At 36.6% G+C, this 20,857-nt stretch carries 18 protein-coding genes and 1 tRNA gene; 9 read left to right on the forward strand and 10 right to left on the reverse strand.

The features are described 5' to 3' along the window. Nucleotides 1-82: 82 nt before the first annotated feature. The 3 genes from BUE24_RS07095 (at nucleotide 83) to BUE24_RS07105 (ending at nucleotide 2,041) form a co-directional block, all read left to right on the forward strand. Complete coding sequence (locus tag BUE24_RS07095; protein ID WP_073315273.1) at nucleotides 83-937, forward strand: DUF6503 family protein; 855 nt, start codon at nucleotides 83-85, stop codon at nucleotides 935-937. Between the two features lie 142 nt (nucleotides 938-1,079). Next, nucleotides 1,080-1,427: a DoxX family protein gene (locus BUE24_RS07100; protein WP_073315274.1), complete on the forward strand. Its 348-nt coding sequence runs from the start codon at nucleotides 1,080-1,082 to the stop codon at nucleotides 1,425-1,427. A 2-nt stretch (nucleotides 1,428-1,429) separates the two neighbouring features. Next, nucleotides 1,430-2,041, forward strand: coding sequence for an alpha-ketoglutarate-dependent dioxygenase AlkB family protein (locus tag BUE24_RS07105; RefSeq protein WP_073315275.1), 612 nt, complete (start codon nucleotides 1,430-1,432; stop codon nucleotides 2,039-2,041). 85 nt (nucleotides 2,042-2,126) lie between these two features. Here the strand turns inward: BUE24_RS07105 and BUE24_RS07110 are convergent, their stop codons facing one another. Next, nucleotides 2,127-2,540: a hypothetical protein gene (locus BUE24_RS07110; protein WP_073315276.1), complete on the reverse strand. Its 414-nt coding sequence runs from the start codon at nucleotides 2,538-2,540 to the stop codon at nucleotides 2,127-2,129. 202 nt (nucleotides 2,541-2,742) lie between these two features. On the opposite strand from BUE24_RS07110, the gene BUE24_RS07115 reads away from it, so the two are divergent. Then, nucleotides 2,743-3,600: a helix-turn-helix domain-containing protein gene (locus BUE24_RS07115; RefSeq protein WP_073315277.1), complete on the forward strand. Its 858-nt coding sequence runs from the start codon at nucleotides 2,743-2,745 to the stop codon at nucleotides 3,598-3,600. A gap of 7 nt (nucleotides 3,601-3,607) precedes the next feature. Here the strand turns inward: BUE24_RS07115 and BUE24_RS07120 are convergent, their stop codons facing one another. After that, nucleotides 3,608-4,390, reverse strand: coding sequence for a S1/P1 nuclease (locus BUE24_RS07120; protein WP_073315278.1), 783 nt, complete (start codon nucleotides 4,388-4,390; stop codon nucleotides 3,608-3,610). A 161-nt stretch (nucleotides 4,391-4,551) separates the two neighbouring features. Here BUE24_RS07120 and BUE24_RS07125 point away from each other — a divergent pair, with 161 nt between their 5' ends. The 5 genes from BUE24_RS07125 (at nucleotide 4,552) to BUE24_RS07145 (ending at nucleotide 10,490) form a co-directional block, all read left to right on the forward strand. Further along, nucleotides 4,552-5,478 (forward strand): alpha/beta hydrolase, encoded by a 927-nt coding sequence (locus tag BUE24_RS07125; RefSeq protein ID WP_073315372.1) that lies wholly within the window; start codon nucleotides 4,552-4,554, stop codon nucleotides 5,476-5,478. A 43-nt stretch (nucleotides 5,479-5,521) separates the two neighbouring features. Continuing rightward, nucleotides 5,522-6,328, forward strand: coding sequence for a Cof-type HAD-IIB family hydrolase (locus tag BUE24_RS07130; RefSeq protein WP_073315279.1), 807 nt, complete (start codon nucleotides 5,522-5,524; stop codon nucleotides 6,326-6,328). 2 nt (nucleotides 6,329-6,330) lie between these two features. Next, nucleotides 6,331-8,232: a M61 family metallopeptidase gene (locus BUE24_RS07135; RefSeq protein ID WP_084549433.1), complete on the forward strand. Its 1,902-nt coding sequence runs from the start codon at nucleotides 6,331-6,333 to the stop codon at nucleotides 8,230-8,232. Between the two features lie 79 nt (nucleotides 8,233-8,311). Continuing rightward, on the forward strand, nucleotides 8,312-9,616 hold the full coding sequence (locus BUE24_RS07140) for a DUF819 family protein (protein ID WP_073315280.1): 1,305 nt from the start codon (nucleotides 8,312-8,314) through the stop codon (nucleotides 9,614-9,616). A 127-nt stretch (nucleotides 9,617-9,743) separates the two neighbouring features. Then, nucleotides 9,744-10,490, forward strand: coding sequence for a DUF4369 domain-containing protein (locus BUE24_RS07145; protein WP_073315281.1), 747 nt, complete (start codon nucleotides 9,744-9,746; stop codon nucleotides 10,488-10,490). Between the two features lie 54 nt (nucleotides 10,491-10,544). Here the strand turns inward: BUE24_RS07145 and BUE24_RS07150 are convergent. From BUE24_RS07150 to BUE24_RS07185, 8 genes are all read right to left on the reverse strand, one after another. Then, nucleotides 10,545-10,618 (reverse strand) — tRNA-Thr (locus BUE24_RS07150). A gap of 58 nt (nucleotides 10,619-10,676) precedes the next feature. After that, a complete protein-coding gene (locus BUE24_RS07155) occupies nucleotides 10,677-10,943 on the reverse strand; it encodes a hypothetical protein (RefSeq protein ID WP_073315282.1) in 267 nt (88 codons plus the stop codon). Nucleotides 10,944-10,982: 39 nt separating this feature from the next. Then, nucleotides 10,983-11,444 (reverse strand): peroxiredoxin, encoded by a 462-nt coding sequence (locus BUE24_RS07160; protein ID WP_073315283.1) that lies wholly within the window; start codon nucleotides 11,442-11,444, stop codon nucleotides 10,983-10,985. A 1-nt stretch (nucleotide 11,445) separates the two neighbouring features. Next, nucleotides 11,446-11,856, reverse strand: a complete 411-nt coding sequence (locus BUE24_RS07165) for a 6-pyruvoyl trahydropterin synthase family protein (RefSeq protein ID WP_073315284.1) — start codon at nucleotides 11,854-11,856, stop codon at nucleotides 11,446-11,448. Further along, nucleotides 11,853-12,374: an isopentenyl-diphosphate Delta-isomerase gene (gene idi / locus BUE24_RS07170; protein ID WP_073315285.1), complete on the reverse strand. Its 522-nt coding sequence runs from the start codon at nucleotides 12,372-12,374 to the stop codon at nucleotides 11,853-11,855. Before idi ends, BUE24_RS07165 begins: the two co-directional genes overlap by 4 nt. Before the next feature lie 223 nt (nucleotides 12,375-12,597). Then, nucleotides 12,598-14,553 (reverse strand): OmpA family protein, encoded by a 1,956-nt coding sequence (locus BUE24_RS24370; protein ID WP_073315286.1) that lies wholly within the window; start codon nucleotides 14,551-14,553, stop codon nucleotides 12,598-12,600. 29 nt (nucleotides 14,554-14,582) lie between these two features. After that, a complete protein-coding gene (locus BUE24_RS07180; RefSeq protein ID WP_073315287.1) occupies nucleotides 14,583-15,536 on the reverse strand; it encodes a PorP/SprF family type IX secretion system membrane protein in 954 nt (317 codons plus the stop codon). A 43-nt stretch (nucleotides 15,537-15,579) separates the two neighbouring features. After that, nucleotides 15,580-20,124, reverse strand: a complete 4,545-nt coding sequence (locus BUE24_RS07185; RefSeq protein ID WP_073315288.1) for a T9SS type B sorting domain-containing protein — start codon at nucleotides 20,122-20,124, stop codon at nucleotides 15,580-15,582. Between the last annotated feature and the right edge of the window lie 733 nt (nucleotides 20,125-20,857).

Raw genomic sequence — 20,857 nt, forward strand, 5'->3', positions numbered from 1 at the left:
TGGAGTGTTACATTTTTCCCAAATATTACTATTCATTTTTTGGTTTTAGTACTTTTACTCGAGTAACACAAATTAACTATCTATGAAAAAATTATATATGTTGGCGGTTGCGCTTATTCTTATAAGTTGTAATCAAACCAAAAAAGAAGAAACCAACACCGATCAATCTTCAGAAACTCAAAAAGAAGCTATACCGGTTGAACCCAATGAAGGTATTGGGGATGGAGCAGTTTCTATTACCGATAGTTTTATCGGCAGCATTGAAAAAGCACATAAAAAAAGTGATTTCCTAAAGCATAAAGCCATCAGTTTTAATATCAACATCATCTTTGGTGGTAAGGAGCATCTGGATGGAAAAATCACTATGCTTACCAATTCTACAAAAATCAGAATTGACAAAAAAGATGAGACGAAGCTTATTTATAATGGTGAAAAAGTATTTTTATGTCCTGAAGATGCTACTGCCGGAGGAGCGCGGTTTGATATGTTTACTTGGACCTATTTCTTTGGTTTACCTTATAAATTAAATGATCCCGGTACGCAATGGGACTTAAAAAACGATCTGCCTTTGGACGGAGTTGATCATCATACTGCCAAACTTACTTTTAAACCAGGAACGGGAGATGCTCCTAAAGACTGGTATGTTATCTATACAGATACTGAAAAGAATACGTTAAAAGCTGCAGCGTATATCGTTACTTTTGGAAGTGGAGATGATATCAGTAAGGCTGAAGAAGATCCACATGCCATACAATATAAAAACTTCGAAATGGTAGAAGGAATACCTTTTGCCACCTACTGGGAATTTTATGGATGGCAGGAAGATAAGGGGATGACTCAAAAGCTTGGTGAGGCTACCATTACAGATATTACTTTCCTTGAAGATGAAGGTGCCATTTTTGAAACTCCTGATAATTCAAAAGAAATTTCTTTGTAATTTCTACAACTCGAGATACGATCTAATCCCTTTGCTATTGTTACGCAAAGGGATTTTTTTATTCATGCATATCCTTATCTTTAACTAAATAAATTTTGTGGTATCTTTTACCCTTAATCTTATTAACACTTAATTTTAAATAATGAGTTGGCATTTATACGTACTTTCTTTCATATTTATAATAGCAGGAATTTTTCATTTTATCAGACCCAAAGCTTTTATGAGAATAATGCCACTTTACATACCATATCATAAATTTTGGGTGTACCTCAGTGGAGTTTTTGAAGTTCTGGCAGGTGTAGGGTTAATTTTTGAGAGTACCCGAATATTTTCCTTGTTGTTAATCATCATCATGCTGGTTCTGTTTTTTCCGGTGCATGTCCATATGTTGATCAATAAAAAAGCAGGACTTAATCTTCCGAAATGGGTATTGATTCTTAGATTGCTTTTACAATTTGCCCTTATCTACTGGGTGTATCAATATGTATAAAAATGGAACCATTACTCTTTCCTAATAACTCGGATCCAATACAATTAGATATGAAAGATGCAGATGTGTGGTACTATCCTGCTTTTTTCACCGATGAGGAATCTACTCATCTTTACGACCAACTTATCAAGACCATAGCCTGGCAACAAGATCCCATTACTATTTTTGGAAAAACCTATATGCAACCAAGGCTCACCGCTCTTTATGCCAATAATACAAAGCCGTATCGATATTCAAATATCACCATGCATCCAAAAGCTTTTACTCCAGAATTGTTATCAATAAAAAATAGCATCGAAAACACTTGCGATATTCAATTTACTACCTGTCTATTGAATCTATATCGAGATGGGAGCGATAGTAATGGTTGGCATGCAGATAATGAAAAAGAGCTAGGACAACATCCAGTAATTGCATCTGTCACTTTTGGAGAAGAGCGTTGGTTTCACTTCAAACACAGATATGACAAAAATCTAAAACTAAAAGTAAAATTGCAACACGGTAGTTTATTAGTTATGCAAGGGGCAACTCAAGAAAATTGGCTGCATCAAATTCCTAAAACGAAAAAAAAGATTTCTTCTCGGATCAACCTGACCTTCAGAGTGATAAAGTAAAACCCCTACCAGGGGGCGGCAGGGGTTTTGAATCAAACAAAAATCAATTTATGAAAAAAATCCTATCTGTAGGGATTGTCTTTTACTATGTTAACCTATAAAAATCTTCTCTGTAATCTTTTGATCTTATGTCATAATTATCTTTCTTCAACAACACCAACGACACCAAACAGCATAGCAAATGGATAAACGCACAACTTTCTCTACCTGCATCCCAAAGAAATAGGGTAAAAAAAGCAAACAATATCACCGATATTTTTAATACATGTTTGGTAAACATTCCTAATACCAAGAAGAAGCCAATTACAAACTCTTCAAAAGGAACCAGAGGGGCCAACGCTTCCAACACCATATTATCAAACAAAGAAACTGAAACGAAGTAGCCATCCAGTCGATCTAGATACCCCGAATACTTGATAACATTATAAGTGCTATATACGACCAAAAAAGCACCGAAAGCGATTCTGGTAAAGTGATACAAATAAATTTTGAGTTTCATGTGAAGGTGTTTAAAAAACGGAGGACAAAATTACTAGAAAGGGGTTCATAATCTCTTGTACTTTTTGTTTAATAACTTGTACAAAAATCACCTAACTACCTCTTAATCAATAAAATCAAACGGTTTCGTTGAAATTTACTTGTAAAAAATAAATGTTAAAATATTGATTTTATTTTGTAACTTTAGATATAAAAAGTTGTTTATGAACCGCTATACATTGCATGAAACCTTTGTGGTACACCAATATTCTATCGATGAATGGGAAGCGGAACCTCACAATCATAATTATTTCGAAATAATTTTTGTTGAACAAGGAAATGGATATCATACCATTAATGATGTCAGGTTTCCATATAGAGAAAATGACATTTTCCTATTGGCTCCAGAAGACACACATCACTTTGAAATCGAAAGTCATACCAAGTTCACTTATTTTAAGTTCACTGAGCTTTTATTTTCCAGTAAGGTTAATCTTCCCGACAGAAAGTATTGGTTACAACGTATAGAACAATTGTTACACCATCCAAATATTATTCCTGGGGATGTGATCTGCCATGAAGAAGATCGAAGTATCGTTTGGGACATTCATAATTTGGTGTTGGAAGAATTCAAAAATGAAAAGATTTACTATCAGGAAATCATCTCCAACGCAATCAGTACCATATTAAGTATCATTGTCCGTAATATTTCAGAAAAGTACAATTCAAACAAAAGAGAGATCACTGTTAATCATTCGAAAATAGATCAAATACTAAGTCATATCCGACAACACGTATATGATAATGATCTTACTAAAATCAATTTTTTGGCAAATAAGTTCAATATGTCTCAGAGTTCAATTAGTACATATTTCAAAAGAAAAACAGGAGAATCTATCCATCAATATGTCACCAAGTATAAAATGAAATTGGTGGAATACCGATTACAACATACCGAGTTTACTATTGCAGAGATTGCCTACCAATTAGGATATACCGATGAGAGTCACTTAACAAAAACTTTTAAAAAGCATTTTGCAATGTCTCCCAAACAGTATCGTAAAGAATTGGCGTTAAGCTGATCTCGAATTATCCAAAAATTTCATTGAGTACTACTGCAAGTCGGATTCCTCCCTTCTGCAATTGGGCATGCAGGGTAGGAAAATAATCGTACATATATCTGTATCCGAGTTTTTCACCCACATTAGCAGAAGCATACACTTTTTTGGCTAAATCCTGAGATTCCTGAATCCAATCCAAGACAGTGCCTTTTTTGATTTCCTCAATTTGCTGATCAGAAAATAAGGTAGCGTTCTTAGACAATTCAGTATAACTCATCCCAAAATGATTGATCATATTGCTGTCCCAAACCCGATGCAAATTTGATCCATCTTTGAACCACCTTACCTGGATATCATTACCCCCTTTATCCTCTCCTCTACCCACATGCAAGGGTTGGTGTAAATCTCCTACAAAATGTACCAGCATTTTTAAATAGAATTCCTTATCCTCTATCGATGAAGAATCATTTTTTAACACTTCTATACATTTTTGTATTCCTTGTACCAGGTCTCCATATTCACTTGGCGTTTCTTCTCCATATTTTTTATCAAAAGGGAAATTCACATAATGCCAGGGGCTGTATCCTTTGTACTTGGCTTCACTTTTAATATCATCGGCAAAAGTAGACACCATAGCAAGGCTTTGGCCTTTTAATATCTTTGCAATATTACGTTTTGCTTTTTTGGTAAGGTAATTGCTTGCTATTTCTCCAGTCGCCCTATGACCGGTTTTACCCCAATCGTCTTTTGCGGTAATTGTAATTGAAGAAATACATAATATGATAAGTAGAAGCTTATTTTTCAGATTCATGTTTCAATATTTTGCGGCAAAGATAAAAAAAGGCTATGTTAGTGATTCGTTAAAATATGACTAGAGTTAAACCGTGCATTGTAGGTTGTTTAATTTTGTACATCAAAATATGATGAAGTATTTAACGTTTGCTATATAACTCTAAAGATACTACCCCAGATATGAAGTCAAAGTTTATACTTATTTTTTCATTATTCATATGTATTTGTTCTGCTCAGGAAAAAGAGTATAATTCAGCCATAGTAAAAGTTAACAGGTATGTCGAAGGTTCTTTAGTTACGCCATATTCCGATAAAAATTCCCCTCTTCTCATCTTCATTATGGATGCGGGACCAATCAATCGAGATGGTAACGACCGAATGTCAAAGAATGATACCTTCAAAAAACTAGCCTACGATTTAGCCAAGGCAGGAATTGCAACATTCAGATACGACAAGAGGCTTTTTAAAATGGAAAGTCTGGGTATCAAGGAGCATGAAATATCTTTTGATCATTTTGTCGAGGATGCAAAGTCAATAATTGATTACTTCAAAAGAAATGATGCCTATACCAAGGTAATGGTAGTTGGGCATGGTCAGGGCTCATTAATTGGGATGATCGCTGCAAAAGAAAGAGCTGATGGTTTTATTTCTATTGCTGGAAATGCGGATCCTCTGGACGAAGTGATTGTGGAGCAAATAGCCAAACAAGCTCCAGGATTAGAGAAAAATGCTGCAGTCGCATTTCGACAATTGCTGGAAAACGGAAGAGCTGTTGGATATGATCCAGCATTAGAGTCTATTTTCAGATATGATTTACAACCCTTTATCAAATCCTGGATGAAATATGACCCTAAACAAGAAATAGCAGCTTTGGATATTCCTGTTCTGATCGTTCATGGCGATAAAGACATACAAGTTGAGCTTTCCCAATCTGAAAAACTTAAAGAAGCTTCTCCCCAAGCCACCTACGCTATTATTTCGAATATGAATCATATCTTAAAAGAAATAAAGGGGGATCGTCTCGAAAGTTATAAATCTTATAACGAAGCCTGGAGAAAAATTATGCCCGAAGTTCTAAACAGTATCACTAAATTTGTAAAAGAATAATTATTATCTTAATTTGGATCAACCCAAATCTCAACCACTGCTAATGCCAAATCGCATTGTATTTTCTGACATTGATGGAACTTTATTAAATCCAGAAAGAGAGCTTTCATCGTTCACCATTTCCGAAGTTCAAAGAATAAAGAATCAAATCCCGGTAATTTTAATTTCCTCTAGGATGCCTAGTGCGATGACCCATTTGCAAAATGAGCTTGGTATTATCGATCAACCGTTAATCTGCTATAACGGAGGATTAATTTTGGTGGATCAACAGCCTATACACTCTACAGTAATACCTGTAGATATTATCGAAAAACTAAATACTTTCAACGCTAGCACCAAAGTGCATCTTAGCCTCTATTATGAAGATGAATGGTATGTTCCTGAAATGGATTTTTGGGCAAACAGAGAGGCCAGTAATACCAAAGTAGTACCCCAAGTGAAATCTACTTCGAGAGTTATTGATACGTGGAGGGATGGAAACAAAGGAGCTCATAAAATTATGTGCATGGGAGAAGAACCAATGATTGATAAGGTTTTCAACTATTTAAATAGTACCTTTGGTAACCATTTACATCTCTATAGATCCAAGCCAACCTATATAGAAATAGCCCACAAGAGCATTTCTAAATTGACTGCCATTGAAATGTTATTAGATACACATTTTGATATTCCGATTTCTGATGTAGTAGCCTTTGGTGATAATTATAATGATATGGAAATGCTAAAGGCAGTAGGTACAGGTGTAGCCGTTGCCAATGCCAAAAAAGAAGTGCTACAAATTGCAGATACAGTAACTCTGGCAGGAAAAGAAGATGGTGTAGCCACTTATATTAAGAATAACATTTTATAATTGTGAAGAAGAACTATAGATTTATACCTATCCTTGTATTAACAATACTATGCGTTATTGTTTTACCTGGGTGTAAATCGGCCGAATCTTCTTCTACTGCAATCAAACATTATTCGCCCATCAACGCTTCTATTGATCTTTATGAGATTATCGATGATAAGGTAAAAGTAGAAATCAGAACCGAAAGTATAGATGCCGATACCATAAGTTATTTCTTACCCAAGATCGTTCCCGGCACCTATCAAAACAACAATTATGGCAAGTATATCGAAAGTTTTGAAGCTTTTGATAAAGAGGGAAAATCATTGTCTGTTCAAAAAGTTGGGCATAACCAATGGAAAATCAATAACGTTCGGCAACTAGCAAAAATCACGTATCTAGTCAACGATACCTTTGATATAGAAAATACACACGAGATATTCTCTCCCACTGGTACGAATATCGACCAGGACAAAAATTTCATTCTCAACTTGTATGCTTTTGTTGGGTATTTTTCTGAGATGAAAGAAACCGAGTATCGCCTGTTTATAAAACATCCTGTTCATCTAGAAGCTTCAACCTCTGCTAAAGAAGTCGAACCAGGAGATTCTTCAGAAAATATCAATTTCAACGTTGACTACTTTATTTTTAATAGATATGCCGATGTAGCAGATACTCCTATTATGTATTCTGTTCCCGATCGGGTTACCTTTACAGCAAATGGAATTGAAATATTATTAAGCATCTACTCCCCTAATAAAATTCACAAAGCATCGCGTTTTACAGAGCAAATGGAGCGTATGATTAGAGCTCAAAGCAATTTCCTGGGGAATATTAATACCACAAAAAAGTATAGTATCTTATTATACTTATCGACTACCAAACCAAACGATGCTTCTGGTTTTGGGGCTCTGGAACACGACACCTCTACCGTAGTGGTCTTGCCAGAGTCGCTCACAAGGGCAAAACTAACTGAATCCCTAATTAATGTTGTTTCTCACGAGTTCTTTCATATCGTAACTCCTTTAAGTATCCAATCCAAAGAAATCCATTTCTTCGATTATAATCAGCCAAAAATGTCAAAACATTTATGGTTGTATGAAGGAACTACCGAGTATTTTTCAATCATCTTTCAAATTACACAAGGACTTATCGGGCAAGAAGAATTTATGGAAATACTGTTGGAAAAAATTGAAATTTCAAAACAGTTTGATGATTCCTGGTCTTTTACTGAAATGAGTAAAAACATCTTAAAGGAGCCTTACCGACAGAATTATCGCAATGTGTATGAAAAAGGAGCTTTGATTTCTATGTGTATAGATATTTTGATGCGAGAAAAGAGCGATGGACTATACGGAATTGTAGACCTTATTCACAACCTATCTCAGGAATATGGTAGTCAAAATCCTTTTGACGATGATGAACTGATCCCGACAATTCGCGAGTTTTCTTATCCTGAAGTAGGCGATTTCTTAGAAAATCATGTCGTTAATAACACACCGATCGATTATAATTACTATTTGAACAAAGTGGGCATTCAATTTGGCGAAAAGACAGTGAATTCTTCCTATTTCATAGATGGTCAACAACCACTAGTAAAAGCCTCTGAAGACAGTAATGAGATTATTTTTGAATCTAACACTAAGTATAACAATTTCTTGAAAAACTTGGGTATACAAGGTGGTGACGTACTTCTGAGTATCAATGGTAAAAAATATCAAGTAAAGAACATTTATGATCTTTTTGGAGATTCTAATCAATGGAAATTGGGCGACACTGTTATTTTTGAAATTAAACGAGGAACAGAAAAAATGACTTTACAGACCGAGGTCATCAAGCCCACTATACAAAAAACCATTCTTGAGCAAATTCCTGAGGCTTCAGAACAGCAAATAAAATTATTAAAGAGCTGGATCAACGACTGATAATTTTTCGTAAAATGCAGTTTGAGCTTTTATAAAATAGTGTATTTTGTGGGCTATTATCAAAAATTACACTTCTCAAATGGAAAATTCTCCTTTTTTTACTGATGACACTATAGTTTTCGGAATTTTGATGCTTTGTTTAGGTTTGGTGTTTTATACTTCATCCATCGACAAAGGTTTCTGGAAATCTTTCTACAAAATAGTACCAGGAGTTTTACTTTGCTATTTATTACCTGCCATTTTTAACTCAGTTGGGCTTATTTCTCCCCACTGGAGCGAGCTGGATGCAGATGGTGAATTGGTAGAAAAATCTTCAAATGTATATTTTATCGCAAGTAGGTATCTTTTACCAGCCTCATTGGTGTTAATGACCTTAAGTATCGACTTAAAAGGAATTTTTAATCTCGGGCCTAAAGCGCTTATCATGTTTTTGACAGGTACTCTAGGAATTGTTATCGGTGGACCTGTTGCTATCTTATTAATTTCTCTGGTATCCCCAGAAACTGTTGGAGGTGCTGGGTTTGATGCCGTATGGAGAGGATTATCTACTCTCGCAGGGAGCTGGATTGGTGGAGGAGCAAATCAGGCAGCTATGTTAGAAATCTATCAATATAACCCCGACAAATATGGTGGGATGGTTTTGGTAGACATTGTAGTTGCCAATGTTTGGATGGCTCTATTATTAATCGGAATTGGTAAAAGCGACAAAATAGATCGCTGGTTAAAAGCGGATAACACAGCCATAGAATCGCTAAAGGAAAAAGTATCCACTTATGCCGATAGCATCACTAGAAATCCATCGCTTACAGATTACATTGTCATGTTAGCAATTGCTTTTACCGCAGTTGGATTATCCCATTGGGGTGCCGCAGGAATGTCAAAAATGTTATCTAATAACTTTGAAATTTTTAACGATAAAAGTTCTGCATTATCTTCTTTTACTTCCAAGTTTTTCTGGATGGTAACCATTGCAACCATTATAGGAATTACCTTATCCTATACCAAAGCCAAAAAATATGAAGGTGCTGGTGCAAGTAAATTAGGAAGTATTTTTATTTATATACTGGTTGCTACTATCGGAATGAAAATGGATCTGGGGATGATTTTTGAAAATCCAGGATTAATCGCCATTGGTTTGGTCTGGATGTCTATTCATGCCCTATTATTGATTTTTGTTGCCAAAATAATCAAAGCTCCTTATTTCTTTTTGGCTGTAGGTAGCCAGGCTAATGTTGGTGGTGCTGCTTCTGCTCCTGTAGTTGCGGCCGCTTTTCACCCTTCGTTAACTACTGTTGGGGTACTATTAGCGGTTTTTGGATATGTGGTTGGTACTTATGGTGCTATTTTATGTACGATATTAATGGAAATTGCATCCAAAGGATAAACCTATAAAGCACTTAAAACTACTTTTAAGAAGATAGAGGTTTGAAGACTGAAAAGGGAATATGCCCTATTTATTTCAAATAAAATCTGCATCTTTGTAACCCATTTTAATTGAATATTTCGAACGCATGAAAAGAATTCCTTTTTTATTAATTACAGTACTATTATTAACCTATTGCAGCTCTCCTAAAAAAGAGGGAAATGTTGTTATTTCCGGAAACATTGATGGGTTAAAAAAAGGGACATTATATCTGCAAAAGATTAAAGACACTTTATTGGTGAATGTGGATTCGGTAGTTATTGAAGGAAACTCAGAATTTGTAATGCAGTCTAATGTAGAAGAACCGGAAATACATTATTTATATCTGGATAAAGACGATGGTACTCAGTACAACGATCGCATTGACTTCTTTGCAGAACCAGGAGAAATAGTAATCAAAACTACACTACAAGACTTTGAAACCGATGTAAAAATAACTGGTGGAAAAAACCAGGAAAAATACCAAGAGTACAAGAAAATGTTGGAACGTTTTAATCAACGTAACCTTCGGCTAATGAAGGAAGATTTTGAGGCTACCAAACAAAAAGATGATGAGAAATTGATGGAAAACGATGTGGCCTACAAAAAGCTTTTACGTCAAAAGTATCTGTATACCATTAATTTTGCGGTTTACAACAAAAAATTAGAAGTAGCTCCATATGTTACCCTTAGCGAGATCTATGACGCTAATATCAAGTATCTGGATACAGTAGCAAAATCTCTTAGCCCAAGGGTAAAAAAATCTTTGTACGGTAAACAACTTATAGCCTATGTAGAAAAGCGAAAGAAACAGCAAGAAGAAGCTGAAAAGACAATAGATTCGCTAAATCAGTAAAAAATAATACTAAAAGAAAAAGCTCTAAACAATGTTTAGAGCTTTTTTTTATTGAGCCGATAGAGGGACTCGAACCCACGACCTGCTGATTACAAATCAGCTGCTCTAGCCAGCTGAGCTATATCGGCAAAAGCGGTTGCAAATATAATTGCTCTAATGATATTTGCAAATACTTTTTCAAAAAAATTATAATGAATTTACTTTATCCAATAATCCTTTTGCTGTTTTTTCTAAGTCTTCTCGAATCGCTTTAAAATGCTTTGAAGCATTCTCTACTTTTTTATCATTCATTCTCTCTATAAAACCGTCAAAAGAAGCAATTGCTTCATCAATAATAGCTTCTCCTGCCTTATTATCCTTTCCCGGGTTTTCTAATTCCCAAGCGTATACTTCCTCAATAATATCTCCTAATACGTAATTGATATCTTTTTTGAGATCTCTCTTATTTGCCATAATTATATCTGTTTTATGATGTAAAATTACGATTTTCGATCAAACCGTAGTCAATTCTTTTACTTTATCCATTGCTTTCCCCAAGTGTTTTGAGGCATTCATACTATTAAATTTTAAACGTACCACACCGTCTTTATCGATCACGAAAGTCTCTCTACCTGGTAACAACCCGAGTAATTCGGACTTGACTCCAAATAACTTTCTTAGTTTTCCATTGGTATCTGATAAAAAAGTGAATGGTAGACGGTATTTGTTTTTGAATTTGGTATGAGAAGAAACACTATCTGAACTTATTCCGATTACCTCGGCTCCCATACTTCTAAAATCTTCGTAACTATCCCTAAAAGCACAAGCTTCTTTGGTGCAACCTGGCGTGAAATTTTTGGGATAAAAAAAGAACACTACAGGTTTTTCTCCAATCAAATCAGCACTGTTTACTAGCTCTCCTGAATCGTCTTTTGCTGTAAACGCCGGTATTTTATCTCCTATTTGTAACGCCATGTTATTGTCCTGTATAAATCACAAAATTACGAGGAGTTTCATATAATGTTATTTCCAAATCAAACTTCTCATCTATTTTTTTGCGTAGTCGATTCCAAATAACAACTGCAATATTCTCTACTGTAGGGTTTAACGAAGCAAATTCTTCCACCTCTTCATTCAAGTTTTTATGATCCATATAATCCTCAACCTCAGATTTAATATAATCCTTTAAAATTTTAAGATCGATGAGATATCCCGTTTCCGGATCAATTTCTCCAATAACTCCAACCACTAGCTCATAGTTATGACCATGGTATCTTGGATTATTACACTTTCCAAATACCACCTGGTTTTTTTCAGCGCTCCAATCCTTACGATATAGCCTATGTGCTGCATTAAAATGAGCTTTTCTGCATGCTTTAATTCTCATAATGTAATATGCGAATAAAATTTATCAAATATAATCTTAAACCACTCTGTATAAGTTTCAGGGCGCATCATAATGTCATTTTTGACATCCTCTACTGGCATCCATTTCCAATCTGCAACTTCTTCTGGGTTAATAACAGGATCCTTTTCGTATTCGCCTATAAGTACGTGATCGTACTCATGCTCTGTCAATCCATTATCAAAGGGAGCTTTATAGATAAAAGATACAGAGTCACGTAGTGGAGTGACAAACCCCATTTCCTCTTGTAATCTTCGGGTGCCTGCGTCTATATTTGTTTCTCCTTCTCTTTGATGACTACAACATGTATTGGTCCATAATCCTGGAGAGTGGTATTTATGATGAGCTCTTTGCTGAAGCATCAATTCGTTTTTGCTGTTTAGAACAAATACCGAAAAGGCTCTATGAAGTAATGCTTTTTCATGCGCCTCTAGCTTAGGCATCAATCCAATTTGCTCATCATTTTCGTTGACCAAAATGACTTTTTCTTCTTCTTTCATTAATTTTTTTGTTGTGTCAAAATTACAAAATCATAGTAGTATTCGTTTTACTAATTAGCAGGTTTTTAACGCTGAATCACTTTCCAACCTCAAAATGAACTTATTAGCAAAAAATGCTCTACTATTATGAACGTTATTCTTTCAATATAGTACAATTAACTTAAAACAAAAAAGCACCTTAATGAATAAGGTGCCTTTTGTAACTCTTTTGGGGTTATCGTTTTTATTTCAAAATAATAAACTCACTTCTTCTGTTGAGTTGATATTGATCTTTGGTACAGTTGCTATCATTACCGCAATCGTTAACCGGTTCGGTTTCTCCATATCCTTTGCCACTCAAACGATCTGAAGAAATACCTTTGCTGATCATATAATCAACTGTAGATTTAGCTCTCTTCTCGGATAAGTACAAGTTGTAATCATCATTACCATGACTATCCGTATGTGAGCGTACCTCTATCTTCATTTGTGGATATTGAGCCATCACCTCTATCACTTTGGCTAATTCTATCTTAGCATCTTCTCTAATGTATGATTGGTCAAAATCAAAATAGATCGGTTTTAAGGATAATACTTTAGCCAGATCATCCCCAACTCCTGCTGATTTGATCTTCTTCTCCATTGCTAAAGGAACATCAAGGGTCTGTTTGGTGTCTGGGGTAGTAACCAACTTTTCTGTAGTGGTGTATTCCTCTTTCTCGGCTCTTACAAAGTATTTGGTGCTGCATTCCAACTCGTCGGTAGTGTACTTCCCGTCTTCTCCTACTTCTATACTTTCGATCAAGTTGTTGGCACTATCGTAAACCGATACCTTTACTCCTGTAAGTGGCTCGTTGGTATCTTTGTCTGTGACTAATCCTGCTATAACAATCTTACAAAACTTACGCAGGTCTTCTAACTGTAAAAAGCTGTAGATATCATCACTACCTATCCCTCCTGATCGGTTGGAAGAAAAATAACCTCGCTTGGATTCATCATCTACGATAAAAGCAAAATCATCCTTGGGGCTATTGACCGGCTTACCGATATTAACCACCAAAGCTTCTTCTTCAGTCTGTGGGTTTAAACGAGTTACAAAAACATCTAACCCTCCTAAACCTAAATGTCCATTTGATGCAAAATAAAGATCATTATTCTTACTGATAAATGGAAAGGTCTCCTTTCCTTCGGTATTGATAGTATCTCCTAAGTTCTTCGGCTCTCCAAAACTACCATCTCCATTAATAGCTACACTATAGATATCAGACAATCCTTTACCTCCTGGCATATCGGATGAAAAATACAAGGTCTGCTCATCTATACTCAAAGCCGGGTGGGCTGTAGAGTATTCATCACTATTAAAGGATAAACTCTGTGGAGTAGTCCATCCTCCCTGACTATTCTTATACGATCGGTAGATCTTTAACTTATTGGTTCCTTTCTTGTCCTTACCGTACTTACGTTTTACGTAGTTGTTTCTGGTAAAATATACTGTACTCCCATCTTTGGTAAAGATCGGGGTAGACTCATGAAACTCTGAGTTGATTGTACCGTTAAACTTCTTGATCTCGGATAACTCTCCATTGGTAGGATCATATTCGGCCTGAAACAAATCCAAAAAGGCCTCATTATTCCATTGATGTACTGTCTTTTTAAATATTAAGGTATCTCTGGAGGAAGCAAAAACTACAAAACGATCATAAAAGGCAGTACCAAAATCCGTAAACGAAGAATTGATAGAAGAGTTCTCTATCTCGAATCTACCCGATTGAAAATCGATCCTTTCTAAGTAATTAGGTTGATCCCCAAATAGTTTAACCCGATTATCATCATTAGCCAGTTCGGTAAACTTCTTCATATACACATCGGCCTGATCATATTGCTCGGCAGCCTTTAAGGTCTGAGCATATCGAAAATAATACTCCGCCTCTGCCTCACTACTGTAATCATCAATTAGCTCCTTATACCATTTCTGTGCCTCTGCATATTCACTGTTGAAATAATAACTATTGGCCAACTTCTTTAACAAATCGGCATCCTTATAGCCTTTCTTTATGATCTTTAGATAGGTCTCTTGGGCATCGATATACTCATATCGATCATATTGACCCTGGGCCTTGGCTAGTTTCTTCTCTTGACCAAAAGAAACCGATAGCATAACTAAGGAAACTAAAACAACTGAAAGTAAATCTCTCTTCATATCAATGGTTAGGTTAAATATCTCTACTATTAAAAGAATCTTGGAGTCAGCATTCTATTGTATTTCTTAAATAACTCAAAGCGTAACATCACCTCATAACTCCCATCATTAAACTGCGATTGCCCCAACTCTGTGGTCTCTCTATCATAGGCAAAACCAATCATCATCGAATCCGAAATCTGGAAAGCAACTTGACCTGTTACCGCTGCACTCCATCGATAAGCAACTCCCAAAGTTAATCGCTCATATAACAAAAAGTTTGCGGAAACATCAACCTGTAACGGTGCTCCAAAAACCAATTTACTCAATAATGCTGGTTTAAACTTGAGGTCATCTGTAATATTAAAAACATGACCTGCTATCAAATAGTAATTGATTCGTTCCTCGGCCAAAAAACTAACCGCCTCACTTGAACTACTCGTGGTACTCTCATCAAAATGATCTGTCTCTAACAAATTAGGAGCACTAAGTCCCAAATAAAACTTATCGGTGTGATAATACACTCCAATTCCTACCTGAGGACTAAATTTATTATCAATATTGTTCTCAAACAAGGCATCATTTTGATTGAACTGAGTCAATTCCTGAAAATCAACATTCAACAAATGAGCACCTCCTTTCAATCCAAAACTCAGCTTTCCATACTCAGAAGTTGGAATCGTATATGAAAAATCAACTCCTATAAAAGTCTCATCGGTAGGACCGATCTCATCATTGACAATAGAGAGTCCCAATCCCAAACGTTCTGAATCTCCAATAGGAGTATTCAAGGTTAAGGTTTGAGTACGGGGAGCTCCATCCAAACCAACCCACTGGCTGCGGTGAAGACCCATAATACTCAAAACGCCTCGACTACCTGCATAAGCCGGATTTACACTAATCGTATTGTACATATACTGCGTATACTGTGCATCCTGCTGCCCTTGAACTTGTTCAATAAAAATTGTCAAAAAGAGTACAGCTAAAGTTAGTATTTTTTTCATACACATATTCTATTTTTCGATTATAGGGCTGTGATTTTATTGATTATCTATTAATATATAAATATCCTGCTCTGCTTTTTTGTTCTCCAGTTTCTAGAACATATTCTAACACATAAAAATAGGTTCCTACTGGTAACTGATCATTTTCTTTCACCGTTATTCCTGAAGAAGCCATACCTCTAAAGAAATTATCATTTCTACCATAGTTATCCGATTCAAACACTTTTCCTCCCCAACGATTAAAGATTTCTACTCTGTTTTGCAAACCTTGAATCCCTTGGATAATAAATACGTCATTAAGTCCGTCTCCATTGGGCGACACTCCTGTAAATACCGTGATGCCATCTTCACCTTCAGGAACCGTATTATCATTTGGTTGTAAATAATCCGGAGTACCATTTCCATCAGTATCTACAGCATCTTCAGGGTCTCCATCTCCATTCAGATCTGGATCTTCATCCTGGGTTAACAAACCATCTCCATCGTCATCATTATCCAAATAATCAGGAGTATTATCACAATTGTTATCGATCTCACAATCGGTATCCATGAGCTCTCCTGTATTCGGATTTCCATCACCATCTGCATTTACTCCTTCAAACTGTGTAAATACCCCATCTCCATCATCATCTACATCTATAAAATCGGGAACGCCATCTCCGTCTGTATCTTCATTTAGCGGATTATTATCATTATCGTAATCTTCAAAAACAGTATAGATTCCATCCCCATCATCATCGATATCCAAATAATCGTAAATACCATCCAAATCTGTATCCTGAGTTTCTCCGGTATCTGGATTACCATCTCCATCTGGATTAGGATTCTCATCAATAGTTGCCACGTTATCTCCATCATCATCGATATCCTGGAAATCATCAGTGGTATCATTATCTGTATCCTGAAGTGTATAGTTTACCAATCCCGAATCCGGATCATCCTGCACCACATCTGGAACACCATCGTTTCCAAAAGGTCCTTCTAATCTTCCGTCTCCATCCATATCAATTTGTCCATGACCAGCTTCAGCTACATCATTTACACCATCCCCATCAGCATCAATATCCACTCGGTCTACCAAACCATCATTATCAGTATCCAAAGTGGGATCTCCATTTTGCTCTTCAATATCCGTAATTCCGTCATTGTCGTCATCCATATCTACCGCATCAGGCACGTCATCCCCATCACTATCAATAATGATACGAAGTACGTTTGTGATTTCTGTACAAACTACCCCATTAAGTGTACTGGTATCTATCCTTCTAAACCATGAATCTGCTGTTAATACAGGACTGTCGTATATTGCACTTGTTGCACCAGGGATATCTGTAAAAGGACCAGTAGCACTAATGGTACTTACTTGCCATTGATGAGTTAATACACCATCTGCAATCGTAGGGGTTGTCTCGGTAAATGCCGCAGGATCACCTCCAGCAATAACACTTTGATCCGCTGCTATTACACCTGCAACGATGGTATTAATTTGAACTTCTATGACATTGGTTTCTACACTACATGCTACGGTGTTAAGTGTGGATGTATCTACTCTTTGAAACCAGGTATCTTCAGTCAAAGCCGGGCTGTCATAAGTAACTCCCGTAGCTCCAGCAATATCTGTAAAAGGTCCGGTTGGTCCTGCTGTACTGCTTTGCCATTGATACGTAATACTCCCATCTGCTACAGCACCACTAGTCTCCGTAAATGCAACCGGATCTCCACCTACGCAAAAGGTTTGATCAGCAGCAATAGTGCCGGCTGTGATATTATTAATAGTAATCGCAATTACGTTAGTCTCTCCCACACAAGGCACTCCATTTAGGGTATTAGTATCCACTCGTCTAAACCAAGTGTCTTGCGTCAATGCAGGACTATCGTAAGTATTGCTTGTCGCTCCTGCAATGTCTGTAAAACCAGTAGTAGCATTGGTTGTACTGCTCTGCCACTGAAAGGTCAAGGTTCCATCTGCTACGGTAGCTGCAGTTTCGGTAAAAGTAACTGGATCATCTCCTTCGCAAAGGGTTTGATCTCCTGCGATCGTCCCTATTGTAAAATTATTTACCGTAACAGCAATTACATTGGTAATAGCCGTACAACTTACTGTATTTAGAAGCGAAGTATCCACCCTTCGGAACCAGGTATCTTGAGTCAACACCGGGCTATCATACAATGGATTGATTGCTCCAGCAATATTGGTAAATGGCCCTGTCACACCTACGGTACTGCTTTGCCATTGATAAGTAATACTCCCATCAGCTACTGTCCCAGTAGTTTCCATAAATGCTACTGGATCATCTCCTTCACAAAGTGTTTGATCGGCTGCAATAACACCAGCTGTGATATCATTCACAGTAACTGCTATTACATTGGTTTCTACAGCACAAGAAACACCATTTAATGTATTCGTATCTATTCGTTTGAACCAGGTGTCTTGAGTTAAAGCAGGACTATCGAATGTGTTACTATTTGCTCCCACAATATTCATAAAACCAGTGGTAGCATTTGTAGTACTACTCTGCCATTGGTAACTTATTGCTCCAAAATCAATGCTCGCTGCTGTAGTTTCAGTAAAAGCTACAGGATCATCTCCTTCGCAAATGGTCTGGTCTGCTGCAATTACTCCTGCGTTAATCTGACAATTATCTCTAAAAGAAAGATCACTTGTTAATACTACGGGCGTTGGTGCCGCATCATTATCAAAATCTCCGTATACGGTTTGCAAATCCGCTACCGTTCCTGCTGTTACAGCATCATTTACATCCCAAACGACACTATTATCTACGGTGTCAAAAAGATCATCAATCCCGTCACCGTCTGCATCGGCAAAGACAACAATACTATTATCTGTATCTCCATTTTCAACAATATCCAGAACGGTATCATTATCACTATCAGTATCCCAATAATCAGGTGTGGTATCTGAGGGATTATCCGAGTTTACAGGAGTTAATCCAGGCCCTGCCAAATACGCATTATTGACTCCATTATTGGTCACAAACTCGGCTGGAGTAGTTGCCGCTGGTGCAATATAGCTTCCTGTACTTTGTGCTTCTACATTATCCGGAATTCCATCATTATCTGAGTCTAAATCAAAATGATTAGGCACTCCATCTCCGTCATTATCAAACGCAGGATCTAAAGTGTCACAAATACCATTTAAATCAGCATCTAAACAAACCGGTGGAGTTACTGTCCCATTATCATCAAAATCTTCATAGTTAGGAATTGTATCTGCATCAGCATCTGCGGATGGATCAACTCCCAAGCTATTTTCGGTTACATCCAGAATCCCATCGTTATCATCATCTCTATCAACACTATCTCCTACGCCGTCGCCATCTACATCATTCAAAAACAGATCACAAGCATCCACTATTCCATCACTATCACTATCCGGACCATCTTCTCTAAAATCTAAGGTCGTATTCGTATCACTATCAGCAGGAGCTGCATACGGTAGCGCCGCAGTTACCACTCCATTGGCATTTACTATAGTAGTTGGGCTTATAGGGTCCATCCCAAATACTCCCGTATCTCCTCCATCTGCTGTAGCACTATCATAAGCTTCATTGGCATCGCTACAGCCATCATTATCACTGTCTAAGTTTACAAAGTCATCACTACCATTGGCTAGCGTATCTATTGGATTGTTAATCCCCGTACCAAAATTAGCGTCAGAAGGTACTCCGTTGGTAGCAGTGTTATTTGCATTATCATCATTATCATCATGTGTTCCATTATTATCGACATCTACCCCACCTGCTTCTACCACATCGTATATTCCATCATTATCACTATCCAGGTCCAAACGATTTACAATGTTATCTCCATCAAAATCACATTCTGCAGAAAAGGTTATTAAACTGATATCTGCTGTATTTGGATTGATAGGGTTATCCACAAAAGACCATTCGATTTGTGTCATTCCAGTAGGGCTTGTAGCAGTAATTCTAAGACTTCCACTACCTCCAAATTCTGGGGGTACTGGGTTATTGGTGTTATCTAGTGTTCTTGTTCCCGCCACATAAGTCATTAATCCATTTGAAGACACCAATTCTTCGGTATGTTGAGTCCCAGTAAATTGGTAATTGGATCGTTCTACACTTCGAAATTGAAATATGATTTCGAAAATCGGCCGATCAAAGGTCAATACAAAATCTACGTTATTCCCAACTGTATTTTGATTATCAGCCCGAATGGATATACTTTCTACCGTAGTATTGGGCATGGGTGTATGCTCTGCCCCATTAAACACTCCAATTGGTGGAGATCCAATGGCAAGGTCAATAAGATCCCCTCCATCTTCAGTAATAGTTAAAGTTGCCGAAGTATTTAACGATGGTAAATCTATACCTGTAATGGTTTCTACAGGTCCGGTCATCCCAGAGATTACCGAACTGTCGTAAGTGGCGTATTGAGCTGGACACTCGGCCGTATCCAAAATCCCATCGTTATCATCATCTCGGTCTGTAGTATCCAATACCGTATCCCCATCGGTATCTGTTGCCTGACCATAACTCATTGTAACCCCCCAAAGTATTGCGACTACCAATACTAGTCGATTTTTAGTCATGTAAATTTTCCCCATAAATTTAAATCCCTTTTGACAATGTGCTCTATTTAATTATTGTTTCCCTATTCAATAAAACTGCATTATTACTCCAAAAATCTTTGAACTTAGCAAAGCAGTCTCTTATCCTTTTGTGTAATGACCAAGAATAACAACAATACTGTTGTACTATCCAGTCCCTACTTTGTATGATATTTAATACTTACTCATTTTAAAACATAATCATTCCAGAAATAACTGGAAAAATCTGCTACATATACAATATATCTTTGGGGAGCAATACATTGCACTCATTTTTCATTACCTAAAAAACTTTATCGGAAACTTACAAGAAACATAGAAAGGACTACAACGACATAAACTGGGTATGCACTATTTGTAATGAGTGGGGGAGAAAATCAAGTTGTAGTTGCAAGCGTATTTTTTTCTATAAGCGTTTAATTGAGTTTGATAAAATGTGTGTTTTAGGTTTTAATTACGGAAGTAAAAGTATAGATAATTACGAAATTCGCAAAAAAAGTTCTACTTAAAATACGGTTTTAACGTAGCGAACCCAATAAATCCAGTTTTTTCTTACATACACAAGTACGAAATAAGCTATAAAATTAAGTCGATATTCATCCAAATGAGTATCGATGATCCTCATACCTATACCGAGTGTCCCTAAGTACGATAATTGAAAAACAACACCTGCTAGCAAATAAAAAAGGCTATCAATGAAATGATAGCCTTTTTTTATATATTGGGAGAT

It is taken from the genome of Aquimarina spongiae (genome assembly GCF_900141785.1).
Lineage (GTDB): Bacteria > Bacteroidota > Bacteroidia > Flavobacteriales > Flavobacteriaceae > Aquimarina > Aquimarina spongiae.